The following is a 25,560-nucleotide window of genomic DNA, read 5'->3' as shown; positions in this document are numbered from 1 at the left end:
TTGATAGCCAATGGATGGCCATTTATTTGTAAAACAACTCAAATAGTTTTGTCGCATTGCTTCATAATCGTGCTCTATCTGTCTGTATAAAAAGTGTTCATATTTTTTACAAATATACTGCCGTGTGCCGTCTGCCTTTGTTTTTATGCTTAAAAAACATTAGCTAAACAACTTGGAACGGCTTATGCAGCTGTCTTATGAGAAGTAAAGAAGATCTTGGGCAAACAGACAAAGGACATAATTATGTCAAATTTAAAATTTTTAAAAACAGGTATCGCCGCATTGTTATGCGGTGCTGCGCTCTCATCACAAGCAGCATTGATTACGTTTGATTTTGATGTTGCAGGCGACAATTCTGGTAAAACCAGCCAGTTTATAGACCCCACTCAGGCTGTTAATGGTAACGGAGTATTTGGCGTCAACGGCTATTTTATAGAAACGTTTGACGCAGCAACTGCGATGAATGGATTTCTCGATGGGACGGAGGGTTTTAACAATCCAGCTGATAGTGCTGGTTGCGCCATCAACTCTACTGGTGCGGGAATAACTGTAGGTGGAACTGGCTCGTTTGAAGTTCGCGCCACTGGAAAAAGTGGCGTTGCGGCGGCTCCTGCAGATGATGAAACTTGCTTCGCCTACACACCAGCAGAAAATGGTATTCTTGGTAGTGTAGAACTTGATTATACAAATTTATTGACTAACGCTGGGAATATACTTAATACAACAGTAGGAATAAATTATTTCGGTTTTTATTGGGGGTCAGTTGATGATTACAACGACTTTTCCTTTTTCAACGGGGACGACCTAATTGTTGAAATAACTGGAGAGTCTTTGCTTGACAAATTGAACGGAAACTCTGGTAATCAGTTAGCCGATAGCTCGAATGTTTATGTAAATGTTGCTTTCGAAGCTGGAGAGTCTTTCACCAAAGTAGTGATTAACAGTACTGGCGTTGCAGGTGAAGTTGATAATATTGTGGTTGGTTTTGATACACCCGTACCGGTATCTGGCCCCTCTACTATCGCGCTCTCTAGTTTAGCACTGCTAGGCATGGCCGGATTACGCCGCCGCAAGATAAAAAGCTAAATCTCGATTTATCATAAAAAAACATCCACTAGTGTGGATGTTTTTTTTGGAATTTTTTAGCTCAAAATTTTTAGTGATTTCTGCTGATGCCAGTTCTTATATCACTTAGCATTTTTGCAAAGCTGGGCGATAGGCTAGTGTTTAGCAGTTTTTGATTGATGTAATAAGGCGCTCGTTTGCCGTGATAATCTACCACGGGCCCAATTTGCTGAAACTTTATGCCTACAAAACCCATACTGCGTGCTAGCCGGGGTTCCATCATCACATACGCATGCTTGATCCCCTGTTCTAAAGCCATACCTGCAGCTGCAAAATAAAGCCCAACAGCGATAAAAGGGAAGCACCTAAGCTCTGTTTCAGAGTAGGACTGCTGATTTATAATACCCACAGCTGCTCCGTCATGGTCGTCCATTTGTCGTCTTCTAAATGCTTTTGGTACTGCAAGACGAGATACTTCACAAATGTCCTCTCTTGCGAAATTCGCTGGGTTTAGCTCTTCATGGGTAATAGAGTTTAAACAGTATTTTTCAATGGGTAATTTTTGGTGTTCTTCAGTAGGCCTAACTATTCTCACAGTGCCCGCATAATTTTGGGAGCTGACGTGCTGAATCAAACAATGCATAGAGAATGCATCAAACTCGTCAAGCTCTAGCCCATCTTCGCGAATAGGTTCAAAAGCTAGCTCTTCGCAGTAAACATTGTGTCTTATTCTGTAAACCTCGTTTTTTAGCTCTTCGCTACTTGCAATGGTGGGTGTGAGGTAAGTAGAAAAGTGCGAGGAAATATAATTAGCTTCTTTGAGTTTACTGTAACCAGAGATGAGTTTACCTAGCCTGTTGTTCTTGCCGACAAGCTCAGACACTCTATCTAAAACGCTCTTTTGTTTCGGGCTACTCATATTTTTATGCAAATTTCCATGTTCACTGCATTACCGTAAGCTTAGCAGATCGTAATAAAATTAATATACAATTAAAGAACTATTAATTAGTCTAATTTACAAATTGCCTTGAAAATAAACTATTAATAATTAAGGGTAAATTTCACCCTAGCCATTAATTCATACATAGCTACTCTCGCGTTTTCTAATGCACTTTGCGATGGCAATGTCAGGTATGGTTCTAAACTGCCTTTACTATGGTAATCAACAGCGAAGAATGTGGTACTAGCTGTGATGCCAGCAAGTTCTCTTTTTAAGCGATAGATATGGGTTGCAGATGAAACTACCCAAATGTTTTTATTCTCGAGATATTGTGTTGCTGATAAGATTTCTTCATGGGTATTTGTACCCTCATTTGTTGTAATCAGATTATTTTTATCGATATTCATTGAGGTAAAGAAGTCATGAGCCACTTCGCTGTAATTTATTGAACTGTCGTGTAGAAAGTTGCCGCCAGTAATAATAATGGGCGCTTGCGATTTATTGTGAAGCCTCACTCCCTCTACGTTTCGTTGCAGTGAGCACTCCGCCCATCGGCTAATTTCAGGCACGTAACCTTGCGTGCTGTAGTAACAAGCAAGTATGAGTATATAATCGGGCTTCTGTAAAGCTTGCTCGTTTCTAGGCTCGGGTTTGTATTCAACAAAATGCAGTAATACATCGCTTGCGTATGGTTGAGACCAAAGTAATACCCAAAATAACGCTACTCTTTTTGTGAATGTTGCGATACGTTGTTTTGAAATGGCTTGAAGTATTAAAGATAGCACTAACAGTATTAATGATAGCTTCAGTGGTGTTATTAGCTGCAGAGCTACAAGTTTGAGAAGTTCCATATCCTTACCAAAACACAATTAATCGGGGTGTTCATAATGTGTGAGACTACGTTATTTATGAAACGTATGCGAATAACAATTCTTTTGTTGATTTTTGGCACATGTCAGGTGGCTTCTAAAGAATTTACGAAAGTTGTTGAAACAGTCACACCGTCAGTTGTTGCAATAGGGTTGTACACACCTTTAGAAAACAGTGGTAATCAGGTTTTAGGTACTGGTTTTGTGGTTGCAGATGGAAAGCGTGCTGTAACTAACTATCATGTGGTGTCCAAAATACTCGATCCTCAAATAGTTCAGCATTACGTTGTGATAACAGGAAAAGGAACAAAAATACAAGCATTTAAAGCAGAGGTTTTAGAAATAGATCCGCTGCACGACTTAGCGCTTCTCGAGTTTGATGGTTCATTACCAAGCGCTATGCTAGCGTCTGACACAATGCTTAAACCTGGCACTGATGTAGCCTTTACCGGGTTTCCTATTGGCGCGGCTTTAGGTATTTACCCTGCAACACACAAAGGTATGGTATCAGCAATAACACCCGACGCTATACCTGCTCAGAACGCCAATCAACTGACTTCTGCTATGCTCAATCGCTTAAATAAACCAGAGATGGTGTATCAGCTAGATGCTACTGCGTATCCTGGAAACTCGGGTAGCCCAGTTTATAGTGTTGAAAAGGGCGAAGTTGTTGGGGTAATTAATAAGGTTTTTGTCAGCCAAGGTAAAGAGTCTGCTCTATCTGCACCTAGCGGTATTAGCTATGCTATTCCGATTAAGCACGTGAATGCCCTTTTGAAAAAACGAAATTTGTAGCGTTGTTTCCAAAAAATTATAGCTAACTGTCTTTAATTTTATATGGGTTATATCTGTCTGGGCTGATGATTCCGTTTGGATCTAACGCGTGAGCGATTTTGCCGGCAGTTTTCCAAAACGTACTATCCGCATTGAGTGCTTGTTGCTGTTTTATGTTAAGGCGATACGGAATGAACCCATGTTTTAACCCTTCTGTGACCAGCGCATCTAAGCAGTCATGTGCATCTTTTGTTGCTTGAGGGTTTTCCTTATCAAACACAATTGGGATGGTACTGTCTGTTGAAATGCCACTCAAGTTTGTAAACGTAATCATTGGTTCAATATTGTACCGAGGTGCAATAGTTCTAATCATATCAACAAACTGTTTCATAGCATCTGCTTTTGCTGGAACTAAAGGGGCGTACCACAGTAAGCCGCATCCGTCTTCTGCAGGGTTCATTATTCGGGTTTTGTCTGGCTTTATCCGAGGGTTTCTCCAATATGCTAAGGGTAACGCAACTTGACTTGGTTTGCCTTGCATAACTTCTATACCAGCCGACAGCTTTTCTAACTGTTCTCTCGCGCTAGATAAAAAAGAAAAGTTTGTATTTTCAGTCACAAATTTGCCCATGCTAACCAGTAAGCTATTTGAGAAAAGAAGCTGGTCTGCTTTTTTAGCTGCAATTCGTTTGACATCTTTTTTGGCTGCCTTCGCTACCGCTTTTGTGCCGTATATAGTGCCCACTATTGTCCATTCTGGAACATCGTATTTTTTAGCAATGCTGTTAACTTGTTCGCTTGTCATGACAGCGTGGTTGCCTGGGCCTTGTGGGTTTTCTGCCACCATGGCGGCCACGCGGCGTTTATCCATTAGATTTATGGAGCCTACAACGCCTTCTAAATTTTGGAAGATATCTTGAACTACGCCGTATGCTGTTTCGAAACTGTCTTTATCAAAAAAGCGCATGTAAAAAGAATCGAAAGCGGGCTTTTTTCTTGCTAAAGCAATGGTTACTTCGGTGACTACCATATTGCCAGATTGAGTGAAAATGCCATCGAGGTAGGGGCCATGCTTCCATTTGAATGTCTTGTCTACATAACACTCTTCACCATTTGAATTTGCGGTATTACTCATCGCTTGTAACGAAGATTCGTAAAAACTCCCATCAGCCAAATAACCTTTTATGGCAGTAACAGCAGTGAAATGATCGGCAATTGGCGTAATCCCATACCCTCGTTCTAGAGCGTTGCCGAGAATACTGGTAGTAGGACCTGCTCCCGTAACTGGCACCATAAAGGGGGCGTTTTGCTCTTGTAAAAAGTAATAAAGCTGTTGTTGAGTAACGCCTGGCTCAATCGTCACTAAGCCATTTTGTTTGTCGAAGTAATTAATGCCGTTAAGTGCAGAAAGGTCGAGCAATACCACGTCGCCATTAATTGTACTTGGCAATGCAGAGCCATAACCCCAATTCTTACCTGTTGCTAGTGGATATATAGAAAAGCGACGTTTTGAACAGTTAGAAACCTTGTTCGCTAGTTCTATCAACGAGTAAATTTGCTCTTTGATAGTAATTTTTACCAGAATATGCGGTACTTCAGAGAATGCTTCAGTATTGCTGGTGGCAAAATTAGTAACAACATGTTCAGCGGAGAGCTGTAGTAAATTTTTGATTTCGACCGAAAGTTGTTCCATAAACGCCTATAACAAACTAAAACCATAGCCTAAAATAAGCATTGAATCATTCAAAAGCAATTGTAAATGCCATTTACTCGTTAGTTTATGCGAGGTATTATCCTGTCTACTTTTTTTACAAAAAAAGAAAGGTGTGCACAATTTTTTTTAAGTCCTTGAATAAAAAATAAAAAAATAGTGGCTCGAAATTTGCTTTCATTCTGTTGGTGAATGCTTGTTTAAGAAAAGGATCTGATAATGACCGACCCAGTTGTAAAAAATAGTCGCAGAACGTTTGTAAAACGCGTTGGTGCTGGCGTAATTTTCAGTTCTTTACCCGCCCAATCTGTGTGGGGTGCATGCAATGCAAGTGGCATTTCAGGTGGGTCTAGAGTTGTAGCGGTCACGTGCACTGTGCCACAAGTCGACGGTGGTTGGTCACCCGGTACATGGCAGAAGTTAACTTTTAAAGCAAGTGGTGTTTCAACTGATACTGCTAGTACTTTCAGTACTATTGCCTCTGTCGATGATGTTAAGAAGAATAATGGTCGTGGTTCTGGTTCTTTTAAAAAGAATTCAACAACTAGTATAGATGATTCAACGGAGACTACAGGCCTTCAGCATGCTCTCCATGCAATCAAGAAAATATTTGGTGACGCTGGTGAGGCAACCAATTTAAGGCGTATCAAAGCCGTTGCCCAGTTTATGCGTGATACAACAGTAGTGTTGGGCGATGGTAATACGGTAGAAATGATTGAATTTAATCTGGAAGACGTTTTCGACAAGACCGTTACGGGCGGGAGCCTAATGGATTTAGCGGCTATGTATCTGAATGCACATTACGGCTTATCTAATTGGGATACGGCGATTAATCCGACAGCTGATAATATTATGGAGGATTTTTGGGGGTCTACAGCCGTTACTTATGCATTGAAAAACAACACTGAGAATAGAGATGGAACGCCACGTTTCCCAATGCCTGATGACTTAGAATTGTCTGATAGTATTACCACACAATACTGGAACGATAATGATTTATCAGTATCACACGGCACATTTTGAAAAATGCTGGAAGGATCTTGGTGAGGTCCGCAAATAGCATGTGCAATGTGAATAGGATCGATATCTTAAAGTGCTAAAGTTACACGACGAAATTATTTATGCATTAATGCCAGATTTTTCTGGCATTATTTTTTTTATTATTGTTTCTGGTGAAACTGTTTTTGTCTCTCATTCGTCGGTAAAATATCTTGTGGTTCGGAATAATAAAGTGGATTGGGAGGCAAGTAACAAGTCAGCCAAAAAGGATCCACTCTTAACAGAGTTGCTAGCAGAACTTAAAAACAGTGGCTTTTTAACAACAATATGCATGTAAATTTAGACACCGGCTTGTATAAGTTTCGGTTTACTGGCGTACCTCGTTTTTTACTCAACCAGTTAACATTGCTCTATGATAGTGGACTTGTAGATTCTTGGAACGAGCCTGTCGATTACACCATCGATTTACTCGGTAGCGGACTGCTTAGGCGGCTTTTTAGAACTCAACGAGTTTTGTCTCTAGACGGTCAACGCATTTTTAACCCAGTACCTGTGATGAAGTGTCTTCCTTCGATGGAATGGGCAATGAATTGGTGCATTGGTAGTTTTGACCATCGACATCTCCTGATCCACTCAGCGGTCGCAGAGAGGGACGGAAAAGCGATATTGTTTCCAGCTTCGCAAGGTTCAGGGAAAAGCACGCTATCGGCATTTATGGGCTTAAAAGGTTGGAATTTATTTTCTGATGAATTGGCTATTGTTGACCTTGAAAGCAATACCGTAAATCCAATCTTTCGTCCTGCGTCACTCAAAAACAAATCCATAGATATAATTAAAGAAGCGGTCCCCCATTCAGTATTTTCTAATACCACGACGGGCACACAAAAGGGGAGTGTCGCTCATTTAAAGACGTCGAACTTTACGCAATTTCAAACATTTGCTCCAAGTAAAATATGTGCTGTCGTTTCTCCGAAGTACAAAGCTAACACCCAGTTAGCAATAAATAAGTTAAATTCAATGCAACTTTTTGCTTTACTTGTCAAAAATAGTTTTAATTATAGTGTTTTGGGCGTGAGTGGCTTTAAAACTATTGAAGAGATAGTGAGGCAGTCTGAAGGTTATAGTGTTAACTATTCAGATTTTGAGCAAATTATTCCTTTCTTGAGTGGGTTGATAGATTGACGTTTTGTATAGAGCCTAATTTTGTTGAACGGTGTTTAGAGGAGCCTACATTACTGTGCAGTCTTGACGATATTCAATGGCAAGACCTTTTTAGGATACTGAGGTACAACGATTTAGTCGCTACTCTTGCAAGCACAATTGCTATCTATGGTGTTCCAATAGAATCAGATTACGCACAAAAGCACCTCATTTCCGCTAGGACGTACAGTAATAGGCAGTCTCAACAAGTAATAAATGAGGCGCATAATTTAACTAGCCTATTAGATGAGATTAAAATCTATCCAACGTTTTTAAAAGGCGCAGCATATTCAATTGCGAAGGATAAAAACGCGCAAGGTCGACTGATGTCAGATGTCGATATATTGGTTACCAAAGCATACTTGCCAGATATTGAAATGAAACTGAAAGAGCATGGCTGGCATGAAAAAGAGGTTTCTGATTACGACGACAATTACTATCGCAAATGGAGTCATGAGCTCCCACCTTACTACCATCATGAATCTGGAACTACGCTGGACATTCACCATACGTTAATTCCTCCCATCACTGGTAAGCGAGTTCCAATAGAGCATATCTTGGATTCTGCTGAGGTTCACGAAGGGCTCTACATCCTCCCTTTAGAGTGGAGGTTACTGCATTGTATAATTCATTTTTTTTACAACGAAGACTACGATAAGCCATTCAGAGACTTTTGGGACATCAAATGTTTGATAGACTTAGCTTTTAATGAAAAAAAACTTGAAAATGTTTTGGAAATAGCAAAGCAATATGGATTTAAGTCTGAATTAGTCTATTGTCTGTTGTTGCTCGAGCTTAAATACGAAAGACCCTATTCAAGGCAGTTAAATGGTTTACTGAGTATAAATTTAAAAGAAAAGCTTTTCGTAAGGTATGTGCTGTCCCATTGTGTGGTTTTAAGGCACAGACTAACTGATACAATTCAAACTAAGGTATGTGCTTTTATTATGTTTATTCGTGGTCACCTTAAAAAAATGCCTTTAAAGATTCTGATACCACATGCAGGTATTAAGTCGTACAGAGGCGTTGTAAGTTTGTTGCTTGGCAAACATCATTTTGATTAGAAGGAAGCTTAATGAAAATTCTAGTCACCGGCGCAGCCGGCTTCATTGGCGCAGCCGTATCTCAATACCTGATTAACCGCGGTGACGAGGTAGTCGGTATTGACAATATTAACGATTACTACGATGTAAATTTAAAACATGCACGGCTAGCCGAAATTAAGTCATCGAGCGCCTCACCTCGTTTTTCGTTTATTGAAATGGGTGTGGAAAACCGCGAAGGTATGGCTGCACTCTTCGAGCAGCAAAAGTTCGATGGCGTTATTCACCTAGCAGCTCAGGCTGGTGTTCGCTACTCTCTTGAAAACCCTAACGCGTATATTGATAGTAATGTCGTTGGCTTTATGAACATTTTAGAGGGATGTCGGCATACCAATATTCCGCACTTGGTTTATGCATCTTCAAGTTCTGTTTACGGCTCAAATAAAGAAATGCCTTTTTCTGAAAAGCATAATGTGGATCATCCGGTTAGTATTTACGCCGCCACCAAAAAAGCTAACGAGTTGATGGCACATACCTATAGCCATTTATATGGCTTAGTGACAACCGGCCTGCGTTTTTTTACTGTATACGGGCCTTGGGGCAGACCAGATATGGCCCCCATGAAGTTTGCCAAAGCAATATCATCAAAAGGAAGTATTGATGTTTACAATTATGGTGAGCATAGACGAGACTTTACATACATAGATGACATTGTTGAGGGTATAGTGAGGTCGTTAGATAGAGTCGACTGCAAAGGTTCTAACACAAATATCTCTGGCGATAAATATGAAGTAATTAATATAGGTGCTCAAACGCCAGTGCATCTTCTTAGCTTTATCGAATTGATGGAAAAAGCGTTTGATAGCACGGTAAGTAAAAACTTGTTGCCTATACAGCCGGGTGATGTACCAGATACCTATGCAGACGTATCTCGATTGACTGAACTGACCGGGTATCAACCTAAGACGTCGATAGAAGAAGGGGTAGAAAAGTTTGCACAGTGGTATAAAAGTTACTATTCAAACTAGGTTATGATCGCCTGTTACTTTGAACATACTCCGCATATTTTATGGGCAAAAACTCCCTAGTCGTAGAATATCCAAGGTCGAAAAGGGCGTTTTTAATCTCTGGCGTGAGTGAAAAATCAACCGCAGATATTTCGCCTGTATTCACGACCACTGTGTTGTGCCAGTAGCGCGCATTTACATACTCCCTCGACATGGCTGTCATGAAAGTGCGTATTAGCATGCCCACATATTGGGGAAGTTGTAATACGCTCTTTTTTATTTCTCTACGTTTTTGCTTGGTGCTTTGTAGTCGAAAGCACACGGAGGGCGTGCCGTCGCCTTGCCAGTCTTCAAAAAGAGCGTCTTCAGACAGTATAGCGCCGTCTACCAGTAGGTATTCTTTAAAAGGCTTAAACGAAAAGATGAGCGGAATAGACATAGAATAGCGAACTGCCTCGGATACTCTCATGTCCGGTGTAGTAGTGCGGTTAAACAGAACCGGCCCGCCGCCATTTACATCGGTCGCTAATATATTCAATGCCATGGGCATATCGTTGAAAGTGGCACCCTCTAGTTGCTCATCAATCCATTCCTGAAATACATCGCCAGATGAAAGACCGCCTTCCCGGAGTAAACGGAAAATAGAGAACGCCGTAAATTGTTTGAAATCGGTATTAAGGGCTAACTCTCGCATTTGCTCAACGGAATAGCCTTTGGCAAACAACGCAGCAACGATGGAGCCTCCCGAGACACCTACCAATGTTGAAAAGCTTATATTCATATCTTGCAGCGCTTTTAATATACCAATGTGCGCACTTAACCGGGTTCCTCCACCAGAAAATATAGGAACGATGTGGGTGCGAGGCGCAGGCTCTGTTGGCATAGGTTTTCTTAGCATACTGGTCTCAGGTTTACTGCAAAATGCATTGTAAAAGTAGGTAATTACAATGAATTATCTAATCATAGTGTAGGCAAGGTAAATAGCCACTAATTGGAAGCAATTATTATCGCCAAGGGCTAGGCTACTCTTGTGTTTTACAACTAAAAAACGGGCGTCCTATGGCGCCCGTCTTTGTAGTTCCCTGCTTTCTTACTCTCGAAAAAACTAGCTAGCCAGTTTAGCTTTCATCTCACGGCGTTTAGCATGCAGTAAAGGCTCGGTATAACCAGATGGTTGTTCTTTCCCTTTAAAAATTAAATCGCTAGCAGCTTGAAAGCCAATAGAGTTTTCTAAGTCTGGCGCCATCGGTATATACTCTGGGTCGCCCGCGTTCTGCTCGTCTACTAACACAGCCATACGAGAGAGCGACTCTTTCACCTGATCAACGCTTACAATGCCGTGCTCTAGCCAATTGGCAATGTGCTGCGAAGAAATACGCAGCGTGGCCCTGTCTTCCATTAAGCCCACATCATTAATGTCAGGCACTTTCGAGCAGCCTACACCTTGATGCACCCAGCGAACAACGTAGCCTAAAATTCCCTGAACATTGTTATCGATTTCACGCTTTATTCCGTCACGAGTTAGGCTTGACGTGTCTTCTAAAAGCGGAATAGTAAGAATGTCACTTAAACCATCGAAGTTTTCATCTAACTGCTTTTGTACATTAAATACGTTTACATCGTGATAATGCAGTGCGTGCAGCGTTGCAGCAGTAGGAGAGGGTACCCATGCCGTATTCGCCCCCGCTTTAAGGTGACCAATTTTGGCCTCCATCATATTTTGCATTTCATCAGGGGTTGGCCACATACCTTTACCTATCTGAGCTTTACCAGATAGTCCGCAGCGCAAGCCAACGGCTACATTTGCCGTTTCGTAGGCTTTAATCCACGGCATGGTTTTCAATGTTGCTTTTTCTGCAAACGGCCCAGCTAGCATAGAGGTGTGTATTTCATCGCCGGTGCGATCTAAAAAGCCAGTATTGATAAACACAACGCGAGATTTTGCCTCGGCAATACAAGCTTGAAGGTTAACGCTGGTTCTGCGCTCTTCATCCATAATGCCCATTTTAAGCGTGTTGCGTGGAACATCAATAATGTCTTCAATACGTTCGAACAATACGTTGGAGAACGCCACTTCTTCTGGCCCGTGCATTTTAGGCTTAACAATATAAACACTACCTTCACGGCTATTTTTAAACTCGCTGTTGCCGAGTAAGTCGTGCTTAGCAATAAGAGAAGTGATAAGCCCGTCCATAATCCCTTCTGGCACTTCTTCACCATCGAACAGCATGGCGTTGTTTGTCATTAAATGACCTACGTTACGAACGAACATCAAGCTTCTACCTGATAACACTAATTCGCTTTGAGATGTTGTCTCCTGAGCCGCATGCTTTGATGGGTGGTATACACGGTCGCTGTGCATTGCTCGAACTATGCTTTTACCACCTTTTGTCATTTCAATGCTTAGTGTGCCTTTCATTAGGCCTAGCCAATTGCTGTAAACCAATGTTTTATCCTCAGCATCTACGGCTGCCACCGAATCTTCGCAGTCCATAATAGTAGTCAAGGCAGCTTCAACCAGTACATCTTTCACATTGGCTGAGTCACTTTCACCAATGGGATGAGTAGGATCTATTTGAATTTCAAAGTGAAGACCATTGTGAGCAAAAAGCAGTGCTGAAGGCGCGTTAATATCACCTTGATAGCCCAGCCATTGTTCTGTGTTAGCCAGTGTAGTGATATCACCGTCTGTTAGGCGAACTGATAGCTTACCCGTTTCTATTTTGTATTCTGCGGCGTCGGCATGACTACCTTTGGCAAGGGGGATCATGCTGTCTAGGTAGGCTTTCGCTTTCGCAACTACTTTAGCGCCGCGCACAGGATTATACGATTTGCCAGGTTCGGCTCCGTCTTCTGTACCTATAACGTCTGTGCCGTATAGAGCATCATATAAGCTTCCCCAACGGGCGTTAACGGCGTTTAGTGCGTAGCGAGCATTGTTGATGGGCACTACCAGTTGTGGCCCCGCCATAGTGGCAATTTCCGCATCTACATTCGCTGTAGTTGCGGTTACGCTTTTGGGTTGCTCTACCAAATACCCAATTTTCTTTAAGAATGCTGTGTATTCGCTTCCCGACGCAGGGTTGCCCGCTTTATGGTAGTCGTCGATGGCAAGCTGGAGCTGTTCACGCTTTTCAAGCAGCGCACGATTTTGAGGTATGAGCTCTGCAAAGAGTGCTTCAGCGCTTTTCCAGAACGTATCTTGCTGCACGCCCGTGCCTACAATGGCCTGCTGATTAATAAAATTATCGAGTTGTTCTGCAACCTGTAGACGGCCGCGAGTGATATATCCTTGCATAACTACCTCTATACGTTGTTTTTTATAGGTAAGTATTCTTACTGCTGTGTTTTTGCCTAGGCTGTTACAGAATAAAGTAGCCAATCGATATTTAACCTAGTTCGATATTTAACTTATCGGTACTTAACTTAATTCAGTACTTGGCTTAGAGCCGAGTTCATCATTGGCGTGTTTCCAAATTGCCCAATAAACTCAGCGAACATTTAAACAGTACATAGCCTAGAGTGTAGTGCGTCTAGAGATAGTTTTTTAATTTATGGTTTGTATCTTTGTCATAATCTGGGTGAATGTTATCGCTTTCCCTATTTCGATGTGCAATTACACGGCATTCATTTCACTGGCAACGTCGCTAATTAACCTGCGCAGCCAAATGTGACCGGCGTCGTGATGAAGCAGAGCGCTCCATGCCATCTTCAATGCAATAGGCGGAATATCAAAAGGAGGCTCTTTAATTACCACGTCCGGATCGTGTTTGAATAACTTCGCTGCTTTACTAGGTAATGTAGCAATAAGCTTTTGTTTTTTCGCAATTTGAAGCGCAGCGTGATAGTGGCGGGTAAACACGCGAATAGCACGCTGTTTTCCTATCTTAGTTAGCTCTGCATCAACCCAGCCTAACTTTTGTACTTCATTAGGATCGATACCTACTCCTACACCGAAGCCTGTTTTACTTACCCAAATATGCTGGGCGTTCAAGTAACTCTCTAAATCGCAGCGTTGCACTAAGGGGTGATCGGCGCTCATTACACAGCTAAACGTGTCGTACCAAACTACTTTCTGATGGAATGAAAGAGGCAGTTCGTCAAAGCGGTTTATTGCCATGTCTACTTTGCCCTGCTCAACATCGTGAAAGGTTACGTCGCTCGGCGTAATTAAATCCAGCGTAATATTAGGCGCTAACTCGGCAAGTCTGCCTACCAGCTCGAGTAAAAGAGTGCTCTCTGCATAGTCACTAGTCATTATGCGGAATGTTCTTTCACTGGTTAGTGGATCGAATTCGGTTTCTGGCTGAATAGAGCTTTCTAAACGTCCTAATACATCTCGTATGATTGGCTGAAGTTCTAGTGCACGTTTAGTGGGCGTCATTCCATCGCTTGTTCTTACCAAGAGCGGATCTTTAAACAGGTCGCGAAGGCGTTTTAAGCCGTTACTCATAGCGGGCTGAGTAATGCTGAGCTGGTTAGCCGCTTTTGTAACGCTGCCCTCACGTAATAAAACGTCTAAGTAAACCAGTAAATTAAGGTCGACCTTCGCTATATTCATAGTTGGAATGCTCTTTATGAAGATGATATTTAAAACGTATTATAAAGGGTTTTACAGCGCTTGTCAGATAAGCGTTTAGTCTTATGCTGCTTTTTACGCTTAAATCTAACTATATGAAATGCTGTTGTTATTTTTTATTGTAATATGAGTTGGCGACAGTTTTTGATTATTTAGCTGGGCAAAGGAGCTTATTTAACGTGTATGTAAATATATATTTCATAAGAGTTATGAATATAGATTTTCTAAACTCATAAAAAAGGGCACCCGAAGGTGCCCAGTAAAGGAAAGGTTGGGAACTTTCCGTTAAACGTCGAACTGGTTCATGGTGTTATCTTCACCCGATGCTTTAAGTGCCGCATCACCAGAGAAGTACTCTTTGTGCGTATCACCTAAATCAGAACCTGCCATCGCTTGGTGTTTAACACACGCAAGGCCTTGGCGAATTTCTTGGCGCTGCACGCCGCGAACGTAAGCTAACATACCATCTTCGCCGAAGTAGCCTTTCGCTAGGTTGTCTGTAGACAAGGCGGTAGTGTGGTAAGTTGGAAGCGTAATAAGGTGGTGGAAAATACCTGCCTCACGTGCTGCATCAGCTTGGAAGCTCTTAATCTTCTCATCAGCAACTGCTGCAAGCTCGGTATCGTCGTATTCCACAGCCATAAGGCCCGCACGGTTGTAAGCAGAAACATCTTTACCTTCTTCGCTCCAAGCATCGAATACTTGCTGGCGGAAGTTAAGTGTCCAGTTGAATGATGGTGAGTTGTTGTAAACTAGTTTCGCATTAGGTACTTGCTCGCGGATAGCGTTAACCATTTCGGCAATTTGACCTACATGTGGCTTTTCAGTTTCAATCCATAGTAAATCTGCACCGTGCTGTAGCGATGTAACACAGTCTAGTACCACGCGGTCGAAACCAGAACCGTCTTTAAATCTGAACAAGCCATTTGGAAGGCGCTCAGGTTTTACTAACTTACCACCTTGTTTAAGCAGAAGGTCGCCTTCGTTAACATCGTCGGCACCGCTTACTTCAGTTGTTTTCAGGAACGCGTTGTACTGTGTAGCTAAATCGCCTTCAGACTGAGACACTGGGATTTTTTGAGTAAGTCCTGCACCAAGTGAATCTGTACGAGCCACAATAACGCCGTCGTCTACACCTAGCTCAAGAAACGCGTAACGTACTGCGTTAATTTTTGCTAAGAAGTCTTCATGAGGAACCGTCACTTTACCGTCTTGGTGACCACACTGTTTGGCATCAGATACTTGGTTTTCAATTTGAATACAGCATGCACCCGCTTCAATCATTTGCTTTGCAAGTAAATAAGTCGCTTCTTCGTTACCAAAGCCTGCATCGATATCGGCAATAATTGGAACAATGTGTGTTTCGTAGTTTTCAATTTCTGCTTGAATAGCAGCCACGTCACCGCCGTTTGCTTTGGCATCGTCTAGTTTGTGGAAAAGGTCGCCTAGTTCTCTTGCGTCAGCCTGGCGTAGGAAAGTGTAAAGCTCTTCGATAAGCGATGAAACGGTAGTTTTTTCATGCATCGACTGGTCTGGAAGAGGTCCAAACTCTGAGCGAAGTGCCGCTACCATCCAGCCAGAAAGGTAAAGGTAGCTTTTACTTGTTGTACCCTGATGCTTTTTAACCGACAACATTTTTTGTTGGCCTACAAAACCATGCCAGCAACCTAAAGACTGTGTGTATTGCGATGAGTCTGCATCGTACTCTTCCATATCTTTACGCATAATTGCGGCAGTGTAGCGAGCGATGTCTAAACCGGTCTTAAAACGGTTTTGAAGCTTCATACGAGCGGCATACTCTGGGTTAATGCCTTCCCATGTGCCTTTTTGTGCTGCTTTCAATGTTGCGAAGTTATCAATATCTTGTTGGTATTGCGACATGAGCGTCTCTCCCGTCTATGTTTATATTTTTTTACGTATAACGCGCTTTTGTCATTCACTATGTGCAAGCTGTAGGGCGTTTCCGCGAGTTCCATTTCATCCTAGTGGGGTTGTGTGAATAATAGAAATATATATTTTGCATTGCGGTCATTTATTTTGTGAATGGGGGCGACATTAGAGGCTATATTAGAGACTATATTAGAGGCTATGTTAGACGCGATAATTGAACTTAGAAAAGCAGGAGCCGCACTTACAAGATTTCGGTATTTTAATTTATCAGGAAGATTCCTATGTTTAACGCTATAGTTAGGGTATATATGGAAAGTTGCGACACTCTAAAAACAAAGTAACAGCAAAGTAATAGCAAATGTCTATTGCGGCTTCAATTTTAGGCATCTTTAAACAGAGTAAAAGTGAGTAGTATGAGCAAAAGTGTATTGTCGTCTGTTGACCAAAGAACCAAGTTAGTTGGTGAAAATAGACTGGAACTATTGATGTTTCAGCTAGGTACACGTCATATATTCGCGATGAACGTTTTTAAGATAAAAGAAGTTATTAATATGCCGAAGCTAAACTCAATGCCGGGCTCTCACGATAACTTACGGGGAGTAATGAATTATAGGGGCAGCGCCATTCCTGTTATCGACCTGCGCCAATCAATAAAAATGCGCGGTGCAGCGACCGATGAAATCGCCAGAAACGTGATTATTACCGAATACAACCGCAGCGTGCAGGGCTTTATCATTGGTCAGGTGAAAAGCATTGTGAATACATCATGGGATACCATTCAGCCCCCGCCAAGTGGCATGGGTAAGTCTAATTATCTTACCGCCATCACGCAGGTGAATGTTGAAGGTAAAAATGAGATGGTGGAGATCATCGATGTAGAGAAGGTGCTAGCTGAGATCATCGATTACGATATCTCTATATCAGAAGAAATACTCGACACCGAAATTGTTAACCACTTTGTTGGCAAGAAAGTATTGATTGTGGATGACTCCAGCACTGCTAGAAAACAAATAAACGATACGCTTTCTCAGTTAGGTATAAGCATTATTGAACGTAAAAACGGTGCTCAAGCGCTTGCGCTGTTGAAGCAGTGGGCCGATGAGGGCAAGAACCCCGTGGATGAGATTCTACTTATGTTCACCGATGCTGAAATGCCAGAAATGGACGGTTACAGGCTTACCGCTGAAGTGAGAAGTGATCCGCGAATGAGTGCTCTTTTTATTGCATTAAATACATCGTTAAGCGGCAGCTTCAACGATGCGATGGTGGAAAAAGTGGGATGCAATCGCTTTATATCTAAATTCCAACCCGACATGTTGGTCGATGTTGCGCAGCAACGCATGCGAGAGTACCTTGCAGAACACGGTGAGTAAGGTTTAGCGTACCAACCGCTGTTTACTCGCAAGTAATCGCTGACTTATCTTAAAGTTTTGTGGTTAATGCCTGTGTGCTTTACAATCTCCTGCTATAAAACATTCTTTCTATCTAGGGCGTGTTCACCTTTGTTGTACGAGTTTTGGGTTAAATGTACAGCAAAGATCAACACGCCCTAGTATCTATTTAAATTATTGCGTAACGGTTTGCGCTTTCAGGTTTTGCTGTAGTCAGTTTTTGCTATGAGCCTCCTGATATGTGCATGTTACTTACTCAGGGAAGCTATTCATGGTTAAAAAAGTTGTTCGTGCGTCGTTAGTAAGCAGCGCCTCTATCGCATTACTCGCTGGATGCACAGTTACTGAGCCAAATAATAATATCGATAAAACGGTGGCAACTAACACTCCCAAAAATATCATTATGGTTGTTGCAGATGGAATGGGCCCTGCGTATACCACTGCTTATCGCAACTTTGTAGATGATAAAAATACCCCTGAAATAGAAAAAGTGGTTTTCGATGATATCTTAGTGGGTAATGCATCTACTCACCCTGCACATGTATCAGGCTATGTTACCGACTCAGCTGCTGCGGCTACAGCGCTGGCCTCCGGCACCAAGTCGTATAATGGCGCTATTGGTGTTGATGTAGAAATGGAGCCAGTAAATTCAGTAATGCACTATGCGAAGGGCTTAGGCATGAGAACCGGTTTGGCGGTTACATCGCAAATAGTTCATGCTACGCCTGCTTCTTACATTGCCCACAATGAAAGCCGCAAAAACTACAACGACATTGCCAACGATTTTTACGACATTAAAGTGAATGGCGAGCCAGTGGCTGACGTCATGTTAGGTGGTGGAACTACCTACTTTAAGCGCGAAGACAGAGATATTCTTGCCCAATTCATCAACGATGGGTATCAGTACGCAGATTCTTATGAAAACCTTGCTGATGTGCCCAAAGGTAGCAACGTAATTGGTTTATTCGCACCGGTTGCATTGCCCGCAGTTCTCGATGATGTGCGAAAAGATCGCCTAGCTTATTTAACTAAGCAGGCTGTTAGGCATCTTGAAAACGATAACGGGTTCTTTTTGCTCGTAGAAGCAAGCCAGGTAGATTGGGCTGGGCATGCCAATGATATTGGCTCTGCAATGGCCGAAATGCATGACTTGGCGCAAACCATAGAGTATTTGCGTGGTTATGTTGAAGATAACCCAGATACGCTTGTTGTGCTCACCGCCGACCACAGTACTGGCGGCCTAACAATTGGAGCTGGAGGCGACTATCGTTGGAGCCCGGAACATTTGCATAAGATGTCGGCATCGGCACGCACAATTGCAAAAGGCATGGTGGATAACGAAATGTCTGCTGAGTACGCAGCTGAAAAGTTAGGGCTTTCTCTTACAAGCGACGAGCTTGCTATGTTGGACAGCGTATCGGATCAAGATGAAGAAACCCGTTACTCTGCTATTAAGTCATTTCTTGACGTGAAAACCAATACAGGGTGGACAACGTCTGGTCACACTGGCGTTGATGTTGAAGTATTTGCGTTCGGTGCGGGATACACATCGTTTATCGGGCAAATAGACAATACTGATATCGCTAAGAAAATATTCGGCCTTTTAGAAGAAAAGTCCGTATCAAAAGCAGCGCCTTAGATTAATTTGAGCACTAGGGCTGATTAGCGTTAACAATGCTACCTGGCCGGCTTTATTGCTCAAACGTAGCGGTAAAGTTGGCGGCACCATTGGCGGCAAAATTGGCTGAATAGGGTTTCTAAATACGTAAAATAGGGAAGACATAACTTGATGAATGACGATATGCGAGCGCTACTTCAAGATATTTATAACGAAGTAGAACCCATGCTTGGTATGGGAAAGGTTGCCGACTATATACCCGCGCTTGCTACCGTTAACCCTCGTCAGTTCGGCATTGCCATATGTGATATTCAAGGGCATATCACATCAATCGGTGATGCCGGAGTTCCCTTTTCCATTCAAAGTATTTCCAAAGTATTTAACTTGGTACTGGCCATTAACCATTACGGCGAGACCATGTGGGATAGAGTTGGGTGCGAGCCCTCGGGCCTTCCATTTAACTCACTGGTGCAGCTTGAGTACGAAAATGGACTGCCAAGAAACCCATTCATTAATGCTGGTGCGCTGGTGGTAAGCGATATGGTGCAGTCGCGGTTTGCGTCGCCGCATATTGCCATGCGCGATTTCGTGCGTCGCTTGTCTTGCAATGGCGAGATAATGGTGAATAAAGTGGTTGCGGAATCTGAGTTTCAACATCGCTCACGCAATGCAGCAATGGCTTACTTAATGAAAGCTTACGGCAATTTTGAAAATGAAGTTGAAGATGTGCTTCACAATTACTTTCACAACTGCGCTTTGGAAATGAGCTGTGAAGACTTAGCTCGCTCAATCAGCTTTCTCGCCAATAGTGGTAAGTCTGCGTGTGCCGACGAACAGGTATTAACGCCTTATCAAACCAAGCAAGTTAATGCATTACTTGCCACAAGCGGCATGTACGATGAAGCCGGAAGTTTTGCCTTTAAAGTAGGTCTGCCGGGTAAAAGTGGCGTAGGTGGCGGCATTGTTGCTGTGGTTCCCGGGCGTTTTACTATCTGCGTATTTTCGCCAGCGCTAAATAGTGTGGGTAATTCGCAGCTTGGCGTAGCAGCATTAACTTCGCTAAGTGAGCGGATTAACTGGTCTATTTATTAGGCGCTACTGCTTTTTTGCAAATTAATATCCAGTTAGTTCCATGAAACCCTTGCCGTCGTGAGTTCCCGAGATTGATACTCGCCCTTCATAGTAGGGAAATAAACTGTGGTTCCACTGCCCAGTTTTAAATGCAGCCACGTTTACCTTAAGCTTTTTACTGGGGATGGAAATCTCCCAAGACGTTGGCACGCTATGTTCAGCTTCATGCTTAGTGTTGTTTTTGTCTGAGGCTTTTTCAGTAACAATTCTCTCTCTTTTTAACGGGCGAATGTGTATATCGTTTTGCTGCAAGGTTTTTGCTTTACCAGTTTTGGTAATGTAAGTTCCCGTTGTATAAATTTCGTTTTGTGTTCTTCTTGTGTCGCTGGCTGTGTTGTTGGCAATTTGGCTGTCGTCTAGCGAGTGCATGCGAAAAGCCATTAGCTTACTCCCGTCATTCAAATGCAGTGAAAACCAATCCCAGCCCATGGCACTGTCGTTAGCAAGATGACTTGTCCATTCATGATCGTACCAACCCAGGCCTTTTACGTTAAATGATTGATTGTTGATAGTAACCGTGCCGTTTGCATCAATAAAAGGCTGGCTATAGTAATAAGAGCGAAGCTGCTCATTTTGTGTTTTTTTGCTATAGCCACTTTCTCCCTGCTTTATAAAAGGTCCGTAAGTTGATAGCGATAACGCCACATCAACCTCTTGGTTAATTGAAAAAGCAAGAGCGGCGGGGAAGGGCGATGCCCCCTCAGATGTCCAAGACCAGTTGTCTATTACAGCGCTAAATGGAGAGGTTTTGACAAAGGCGTTGCCTACTCCTCCTGCGGCCAATCGCTCTTCAAAGTAATGTTTGGTTTTGCTGTGCAAAGAAGCATGCCCCATCCACTGCTGAGGCTCAGACCATGCAGTTTTCACCATGCTATCAGCCGCATTGCTGAAGCGAAATAAAGTGTATTGAAGGCCATATTCGTTATTCTTCTTATCTTCTAACACAAAGGTGAGATACCACCATTCTAATTGGAATTCTGGGTGACTTTTGTGATCTTCTGGCAGTGTCATGGGGCGTGCCTTACTTACAGGCATGTACACATTTTCAGTTTCTTGTGAAAAAGCACCAAAAAACTGCGAGGGCCCTGTGTCGGCTGATTCGGCAGAGCCTTTAGCGGAGTTAGAGCCTTCAGCGAGATAAGAGCCTTCAGCGGAATGAGAGCCGTCAGCGGAGTCAGAGCGTTCGCCAGTGTTATCTGTGCAGGCAGCGCATAGTAGTGTTATCGCAGAAAAAATGACGACACAGGCCCGCTTCACTTGTTTGACAATGTATTGCTTAAGAGCAGATTGCTTAAGAACAGTTTGTTTAGCACTTTGAAAAATCACAGTGGGGTATCCTGACGTAAATCGACTTTAGGTTTCATTCTGCCTAGCGGAAGCGCAATAACTAGGCAGATAATGCCAAGAGACACGGCTACGCTTGTAATAATAACGCCAGCATCAATCGAAAGGGGGTAAACCCAGTTAAAAGCCAGCCTGACGTGGTCAACCAAAATTGACCAACCCAGTTAAGCTACTTTCTTCTGTTTCAATGCTGCCACTTCATACTGATTCGGACTCATATATCCTAAGTATGAATGTAACCGCATCGGATTATAAAACATCGCGATGTACTGCAAGATATCTTGCTGTGCTTCGAGACGGGTTTGATATGACTTCCAATGCACACGTTCTTGTTTCAGTGTACCGAAGAAACTCTCTACCACGGCATTATCCCAACAGTCGCCTTTTCGACTCATGCTGCCAATAAAACCATGGCCTTTCAATAATCGACGATACTGGTCACTTGCATACTGACTTCCTCTGTCAGAATGAACAATCAATCCTGGCTTCGGGCGACGTTGCCAAATCGCCATTGTCAGTGCATCGCAAACAAGCTTGGCCTTCATTCGTGAACCCATACTCCAGCCCACAACCTTCCGCGAGAACAGATCAATAACCACGGCTAAATACAACCAACCTTCACGTGTCCAGACGTAGGTAATATCGCAAACATACGCTTGGTCCGGTGCGTTAACGTCAAACTCACGGTTGAGTACATTGTCGAATACGGGCTTGTCGTGATCACTATTGGTGGTGATTTTATACTTCTTCTTGTATCGAACCTTTACGTTGGCTTCTTTCATTAACTGCCGCGTTTGCTGTCGGCCTACTGGATAACCTAAACAGTTCAATGCTCGCTGCATTCTGCGGCTACCGTATGTATGCTCACTCGCAACATCTATGGCTTCAATCCATTCGAGCATCTCAGCTTTTTCGTTATCCTTCTGCGTCTGCGGCCATTCCTGCTTCTTCATATACCGGTAGAAGCCATTTCTATTCACGCCCAACAGTCGACACATTAAATCGACTGGATAGGTCTTTTTACGTTGCGCGATGAAACGATATTTTATTTCGTTTCCTTGGCGAAAAAGACCGTCGCTTCCTTTAATATGCGCTTTTCCATTTCAAGCTGTTTGACCTGCGCTTTAAGTCGACGGATCTCTTCTTGCTCTGGTGTTAATTTACCGTTGCCCCTAAATGCTTGCCCATCATCATCTTGCTGGTATTCCTTGACCCAGCGACTGATCATCTGATTGTTAACATCTAACATTTTGGCAACATCGGTTCTGCTATGGCCTTGATCAAGCACAAGACTAACCGCATCGAGTTTAAATTCTTTGGTGTAACGCTTTCTTTCAGGCATCTCTTTCTCCAGTTAAGCTGATATTATACTCTTAACTGGACTGGTCAATTCAATTGGACCACGTCAGCCTATTTACCTGAAAAATAAAGACATAGGCGAGGTAAATGCCAAATGGCACCGCAAGTAAGGCGGTTAGTATGCACAAGAAAATATATTGTCCCAGCAAGCTTAACTTTACCCTAGTTTTACTCACACCAAGTGCCCGCAACACAGACAGTGACGAAGCATTGCTTAGCGACAATATGCTCAAAGAGACGGCAAACGCAATGCCGGCCACTAGCAGCGTAGTAATATTAAGCCCGTCAGTTAAGATAAAGGTCTTATCGAAGGTATCCATGGAAAGCCTGAGTAGTTCGTCTCTGGTGAATAAGTTTCCCTGAGCATCCAGTATGTCGGTATTCGATAGGTAAGCTGACATTTCCTCATTATTGTACGAAATTGCAAGCACTCCAGAGAAAGCTTCATCGCCAATAGTAGCCCTGTTGAACTGGGAGAGTGGAAGTAAGATTTGTGAGCGCATGCTGCCATAGTCAGGATAGATACCCAGTACATTAAACGACGGCGTACTACTGAAATAATGGTCATTCGTCATTTTGGAATACGTGTTTCCAGAAGCAATATTTCCAGAGGCAACGTTTTCAGCGGCAATGCTGTTTATTGTAAGCGTATCGCCAATTTCTATATCGTGAGCAAATGCAAGCTGCTGATTTATATAGACACCTTTACCTTTTTCAAATTTTGTCCATGCGTTCTGCACTTCGCTATCTACCACAAATGCCAGCTTCCCCTCGTTATGAGTAGGGTAGCTGCTTATTGATACAGCAAATGCGTTTGCCTTCGAACTTTCAAGTTTATTGCCTGCTAATTTACCCTGAAGTCTTAAAAGGGGCGTGGCTACTGCGCCTTCAGGCAGCGCAATTTCAGAAAGAGGTACGTCTGTGTATAGATACGCTGGTGCATAAAGACGTTGTGTTAACCAGCTCTCTGTTGCCGAGCGAAAGCTGTCGGTCATAACGTTCATTCCAATATTGGCGGTAAGCGCAATGAAAAAGGCACACACTGCCAGTTTTGTGCGAGAGGAAAGTTGAGCCGTGCTGGCAATAATAAAATGCAATACAGGCTTGTGGGTGGGGGTGATAGATATCACCCAGTTTGCCAGCAAGGGCAGCCATAAAATCACCAGCGTACAGCTAACCAGCAGCAACAATGCAACAAATAAAAGAGCATGCAGTGTTGATGACACAAACCATTGGGCAACAAGTAACAGACTTAATCCAGCTAGCGTAATGCTAAGCACAAACCGTTTAGTAAATGCAGGTGCGGCTTTTACATTGTTAACTGAAAGCGCCCCTGAAAGCTGCTTCGCAGGCAGCAGAGCAAAAATACCTAACGCCAAAAAAGTAATGCACACCGATAAAGACAAGGTTGTAAGCAAGCTAACATCGGGTGTTACAAATACCGCGTCGAACAATGAAGAAAATGTTCCGCTAATAATGGGAGACAGCATAGACGCTGCATAAAAACCTAAAGCACATCCTATGGGAACACTCACTAAGCAATATAAAAAGAGCTCTATGAGTAGCCCTATCGTTAAGTACCGGCTTGCTATACCAAGCTGTCTAAGCCTTATTATGTTGGGAAGTCGTGTGCGATACATTAAATTCAATGCGTTTAACACAATAAAAAGTGCCACCACCGCCATAAGCGCTCCCATTGCCCACAGGTTAAGCTTAAAACTGTCGGGCAACGAGCCGGTGTCTTGCTGTGAATTATTCAGCTGCTGCACATTGATGGGCACGGGAATAATGCTTTTTAGATCTTTAATCTGTTCTTTTGATAAAGGCGTTAACGAAATAAACCCTGAAAGTGGCAAGGTTTCTGTAGTGACATCCTGACGATAAAAATCTGCAATAGAAACTAATATGTTGTCTTTAGGTACTGCAGTGCTTATACCTAATCGAAAGCGCGGTGTTGCATGGTTTAATGTTGTCGCCGCGATGTCTGTTTTTGCAATCGACACGTTGTTGCAGGCCAGTTTCGCCATGGTTAAAGGGTGTACGCCTGCTGTTATCGCAGGAGCGACCTGTTCATATTTTAATGTGGAGGCAGTTTGATTAGCTATACCGTTAAACAGGCCGATACCTGAGTTAGCTATATTTTTGGTGCTGTCTCTGCTCTCTCTACCATTTTCGCCATTAGTATTATCAAACGGGTAGCTGTATAACACTTGTGTGTCTATGCCGAGTAAGATGAGTGAGCGCACGGAAGCTTTAGCTCTATCGGCATCGGCTCTATTGGTGTCCGTTCTATTGATATTGTCATCAGACTGCTCACAATAAAAAGGGTACTCTTTTTGAGCGAAGGCAATCAGCTGGGTGGCTCCGCCTATTCTTGCTTTTGCATAGTGGGCCTTGGTGAGGGTATAGCCTTCGCTTGCGGTAACAACACTGCCGCTAAACAGAGAGCTTTGCCCGTTTACAAGTTCACCTTGCGACGCGCCCTCATTAATAAGCAGTACAGTGATAAGCCCAGCGTTGGCTAAAATAATGGCGAACATGATGAGCAATGGCTCCCACGGCCGCACCCGCGACATCGCCAATAGGGTTTTTAGAGTTAGCGCTAATGTTCTTTTCAAGATCATTCCTATGGGCTATTGA

21 protein-coding genes are annotated in these 25,560 nt (G+C 42.9%); 10 read left to right on the top strand and 11 right to left on the bottom strand.

All coding sequences use genetic code 11. The annotated features are described in order from the left end of the window. Positions 1-243 precede the first annotated feature (243 nt). A complete protein-coding gene (locus tag CW735_RS13700) occupies positions 244-1,086 on the top strand; it encodes an Npun_F0296 family exosortase-dependent surface protein (protein WP_071980202.1) in 843 nt (280 codons plus the stop codon). Between the two features lie 70 nt (positions 1,087-1,156). Here the strand turns inward: CW735_RS13700 and CW735_RS13695 are convergent, their stop codons facing one another. Both CW735_RS13695 and CW735_RS13690 read right to left on the bottom strand, forming a co-directional pair. Continuing rightward, on the bottom strand, positions 1,157-1,984 hold the full coding sequence (locus tag CW735_RS13695; RefSeq protein ID WP_100972656.1) for a PEP-CTERM/exosortase system-associated acyltransferase: 828 nt from the start codon (positions 1,982-1,984) through the stop codon (positions 1,157-1,159). 122 nt (positions 1,985-2,106) lie between these two features. After that, entirely contained in the window at positions 2,107-2,856 is a 750-nt protein-coding gene (locus tag CW735_RS13690; protein WP_100972654.1) for a YdcF family protein, read from the bottom strand. Positions 2,857-2,892: 36 nt separating this feature from the next. Between CW735_RS13690 and CW735_RS13685 the strand changes: the two genes are divergently transcribed. Further along, the gene (locus CW735_RS13685) at positions 2,893-3,669 is read left to right on the top strand and encodes a S1 family peptidase (protein WP_071980199.1); all 777 of its coding nucleotides are present in this window, start codon (positions 2,893-2,895) and stop codon (positions 3,667-3,669) included. Positions 3,670-3,691: 22 nt separating this feature from the next. Here the strand turns inward: CW735_RS13685 and CW735_RS13680 are convergent, their stop codons facing one another. Further along, complete coding sequence (locus tag CW735_RS13680; protein ID WP_100972652.1) at positions 3,692-5,341, bottom strand: FAD-binding oxidoreductase; 1,650 nt, start codon at positions 5,339-5,341, stop codon at positions 3,692-3,694. Between the two features lie 237 nt (positions 5,342-5,578). Here CW735_RS13680 and CW735_RS13675 point away from each other — a divergent pair, with 237 nt between their 5' ends. The 5 genes from CW735_RS13675 to CW735_RS13655 all read left to right on the top strand — a co-directional run bounded on the left by CW735_RS13675 (position 5,579) and on the right by CW735_RS13655 (position 9,629). Further along, positions 5,579-6,382 (top strand): hypothetical protein, encoded by an 804-nt coding sequence (locus CW735_RS13675; RefSeq protein WP_100972650.1) that lies wholly within the window; start codon positions 5,579-5,581, stop codon positions 6,380-6,382. Between the two features lie 70 nt (positions 6,383-6,452). Next, positions 6,453-6,695, top strand: a complete 243-nt coding sequence (locus tag CW735_RS13670; RefSeq protein WP_100972648.1) for a hypothetical protein — start codon at positions 6,453-6,455, stop codon at positions 6,693-6,695. Next, a complete protein-coding gene (locus CW735_RS13665; RefSeq protein ID WP_100972646.1) occupies positions 6,686-7,540 on the top strand; it encodes an HprK-related kinase A in 855 nt (284 codons plus the stop codon). The genes CW735_RS13670 and CW735_RS13665 overlap by 10 nt, the downstream gene beginning before the upstream one ends. After that, positions 7,537-8,622 carry a nucleotidyltransferase family protein gene (locus CW735_RS13660; RefSeq protein ID WP_100972644.1) on the top strand — a complete coding sequence of 362 codons (1,086 nt, stop codon included), beginning with the start codon at positions 7,537-7,539 and terminating at the stop codon, positions 8,620-8,622. The genes CW735_RS13665 and CW735_RS13660 overlap by 4 nt, the downstream gene beginning before the upstream one ends. A gap of 11 nt (positions 8,623-8,633) precedes the next feature. After that, positions 8,634-9,629, top strand: a complete 996-nt coding sequence (locus tag CW735_RS13655; protein WP_100972642.1) for an NAD-dependent epimerase — start codon at positions 8,634-8,636, stop codon at positions 9,627-9,629. Between the two features lies 1 nt (position 9,630). On the opposite strand, the gene CW735_RS13650 is transcribed toward CW735_RS13655, so the two are convergent. The 4 genes from CW735_RS13650 to CW735_RS13635 all read right to left on the bottom strand — a co-directional run bounded on the left by CW735_RS13650 (position 9,631) and on the right by CW735_RS13635 (position 16,068). Beyond that, the gene (locus CW735_RS13650) at positions 9,631-10,491 is read right to left on the bottom strand and encodes a patatin-like phospholipase family protein (RefSeq protein WP_232368286.1); all 861 of its coding nucleotides are present in this window, start codon (positions 10,489-10,491) and stop codon (positions 9,631-9,633) included. A gap of 222 nt (positions 10,492-10,713) precedes the next feature. Then, entirely contained in the window at positions 10,714-12,906 is a 2,193-nt protein-coding gene (locus CW735_RS13645; protein ID WP_100972638.1) for a malate synthase G, read from the bottom strand. A 318-nt stretch (positions 12,907-13,224) separates the two neighbouring features. Then, a complete protein-coding gene (locus tag CW735_RS13640; protein WP_071980190.1) occupies positions 13,225-14,169 on the bottom strand; it encodes a LysR family transcriptional regulator in 945 nt (314 codons plus the stop codon). 303 nt (positions 14,170-14,472) lie between these two features. Beyond that, positions 14,473-16,068: an isocitrate lyase gene (locus CW735_RS13635; RefSeq protein ID WP_100972636.1), complete on the bottom strand. Its 1,596-nt coding sequence runs from the start codon at positions 16,066-16,068 to the stop codon at positions 14,473-14,475. Between the two features lie 422 nt (positions 16,069-16,490). Between CW735_RS13635 and CW735_RS13630 the strand changes: the two genes are divergently transcribed. From CW735_RS13630 to glsB, 3 genes are all read left to right on the top strand, one after another. Beyond that, positions 16,491-17,450 (top strand): chemotaxis protein CheV, encoded by a 960-nt coding sequence (locus tag CW735_RS13630; protein WP_100972634.1) that lies wholly within the window; start codon positions 16,491-16,493, stop codon positions 17,448-17,450. A 289-nt stretch (positions 17,451-17,739) separates the two neighbouring features. Continuing rightward, the gene (locus CW735_RS13625) at positions 17,740-19,107 is read left to right on the top strand and encodes an alkaline phosphatase (RefSeq protein WP_100972632.1); all 1,368 of its coding nucleotides are present in this window, start codon (positions 17,740-17,742) and stop codon (positions 19,105-19,107) included. Between the two features lie 162 nt (positions 19,108-19,269). After that, positions 19,270-20,178, top strand: a complete 909-nt coding sequence (glsB, locus tag CW735_RS13620) for a glutaminase B (protein ID WP_071981317.1) — start codon at positions 19,270-19,272, stop codon at positions 20,176-20,178. A 21-nt stretch (positions 20,179-20,199) separates the two neighbouring features. On the opposite strand, the gene CW735_RS13615 is transcribed toward glsB, so the two are convergent. From CW735_RS13615 to CW735_RS13605, 4 genes are all read right to left on the bottom strand, one after another. After that, complete coding sequence (locus CW735_RS13615) at positions 20,200-21,543, bottom strand: lipocalin-like domain-containing protein (protein ID WP_232368285.1); 1,344 nt, start codon at positions 21,541-21,543, stop codon at positions 20,200-20,202. Next, entirely contained in the window at positions 21,540-21,710 is a 171-nt protein-coding gene (locus CW735_RS19590) for a hypothetical protein (RefSeq protein ID WP_157812697.1), read from the bottom strand. Before CW735_RS19590 ends, CW735_RS13615 begins: the two co-directional genes overlap by 4 nt. A 15-nt stretch (positions 21,711-21,725) precedes the next feature. Further along, positions 21,726-22,903, bottom strand: a protein-coding gene (locus tag CW735_RS13610; RefSeq protein ID WP_100970927.1) for an IS3 family transposase whose coding sequence is annotated in 2 segments (ribosomal slippage) — positions 21,726-22,654 and positions 22,654-22,903 — 1,179 coding nt in all. Because the reading frame shifts where the segments join, the coding sequence is not laid out codon by codon here. Positions 22,904-22,952: 49 nt separating this feature from the next. Then, positions 22,953-25,538, bottom strand: a complete 2,586-nt coding sequence (locus CW735_RS13605; RefSeq protein ID WP_198520973.1) for an ABC transporter permease — start codon at positions 25,536-25,538, stop codon at positions 22,953-22,955. Positions 25,539-25,560: the final 22 nt, after the last annotated feature.

Origin of the sequence: Alteromonas sp. MB-3u-76 (assembly GCF_002831605.1) — a bacterium.
GTDB lineage: Bacteria > Pseudomonadota > Gammaproteobacteria > Enterobacterales > Alteromonadaceae > Alteromonas > Alteromonas hispanica.
The sequence above is the reverse complement of the archived record's forward strand: the minus strand, read 5'-3'. Positions and strand labels throughout refer to the sequence as shown.

Bases quoted from the DNA above. Each gene is read 5' to 3' on its own strand.
- CW735_RS13700 (WP_071980202.1), top strand. From the start codon at position 244: ATGTCAAATTTAAAATTTTTAAAAACAGGTATCGCCGCATTGTTATGC.
- CW735_RS13695 (WP_100972656.1), bottom strand. From the start codon at position 1,984: ATGAGTAGCCCGAAACAAAAGAGCGTTTTAGATAGAGTGTCTGAGCTT.
- CW735_RS13690 (WP_100972654.1), bottom strand. From the start codon at position 2,856: ATGGAACTTCTCAAACTTGTAGCTCTGCAGCTAATAACACCACTGAAG.
- CW735_RS13685 (WP_071980199.1), top strand. From the start codon at position 2,893: ATGTGTGAGACTACGTTATTTATGAAACGTATGCGAATAACAATTCTT.
- CW735_RS13680 (WP_100972652.1), bottom strand. From the start codon at position 5,341: ATGGAACAACTTTCGGTCGAAATCAAAAATTTACTACAGCTCTCCGCT.
- CW735_RS13675 (WP_100972650.1), top strand. From the start codon at position 5,579: ATGACCGACCCAGTTGTAAAAAATAGTCGCAGAACGTTTGTAAAACGC.
- CW735_RS13665 (WP_100972646.1), top strand. From the start codon at position 6,686: ATGCATGTAAATTTAGACACCGGCTTGTATAAGTTTCGGTTTACTGGC.
- CW735_RS13655 (WP_100972642.1), top strand. From the start codon at position 8,634: ATGAAAATTCTAGTCACCGGCGCAGCCGGCTTCATTGGCGCAGCCGTA.
- CW735_RS13650 (WP_232368286.1), bottom strand. From the start codon at position 10,491: ATGCCAACAGAGCCTGCGCCTCGCACCCACATCGTTCCTATATTTTCT.
- CW735_RS13645 (WP_100972638.1), bottom strand. From the start codon at position 12,906: ATGCAAGGATATATCACTCGCGGCCGTCTACAGGTTGCAGAACAACTC.
- CW735_RS13640 (WP_071980190.1), bottom strand. From the start codon at position 14,169: ATGAATATAGCGAAGGTCGACCTTAATTTACTGGTTTACTTAGACGTT.
- CW735_RS13635 (WP_100972636.1), bottom strand. From the start codon at position 16,068: ATGTCGCAATACCAACAAGATATTGATAACTTCGCAACATTGAAAGCA.
- CW735_RS13630 (WP_100972634.1), top strand. From the start codon at position 16,491: ATGAGCAAAAGTGTATTGTCGTCTGTTGACCAAAGAACCAAGTTAGTT.
- CW735_RS13625 (WP_100972632.1), top strand. From the start codon at position 17,740: ATGGTTAAAAAAGTTGTTCGTGCGTCGTTAGTAAGCAGCGCCTCTATC.
- glsB (WP_071981317.1), top strand. From the start codon at position 19,270: ATGCGAGCGCTACTTCAAGATATTTATAACGAAGTAGAACCCATGCTT.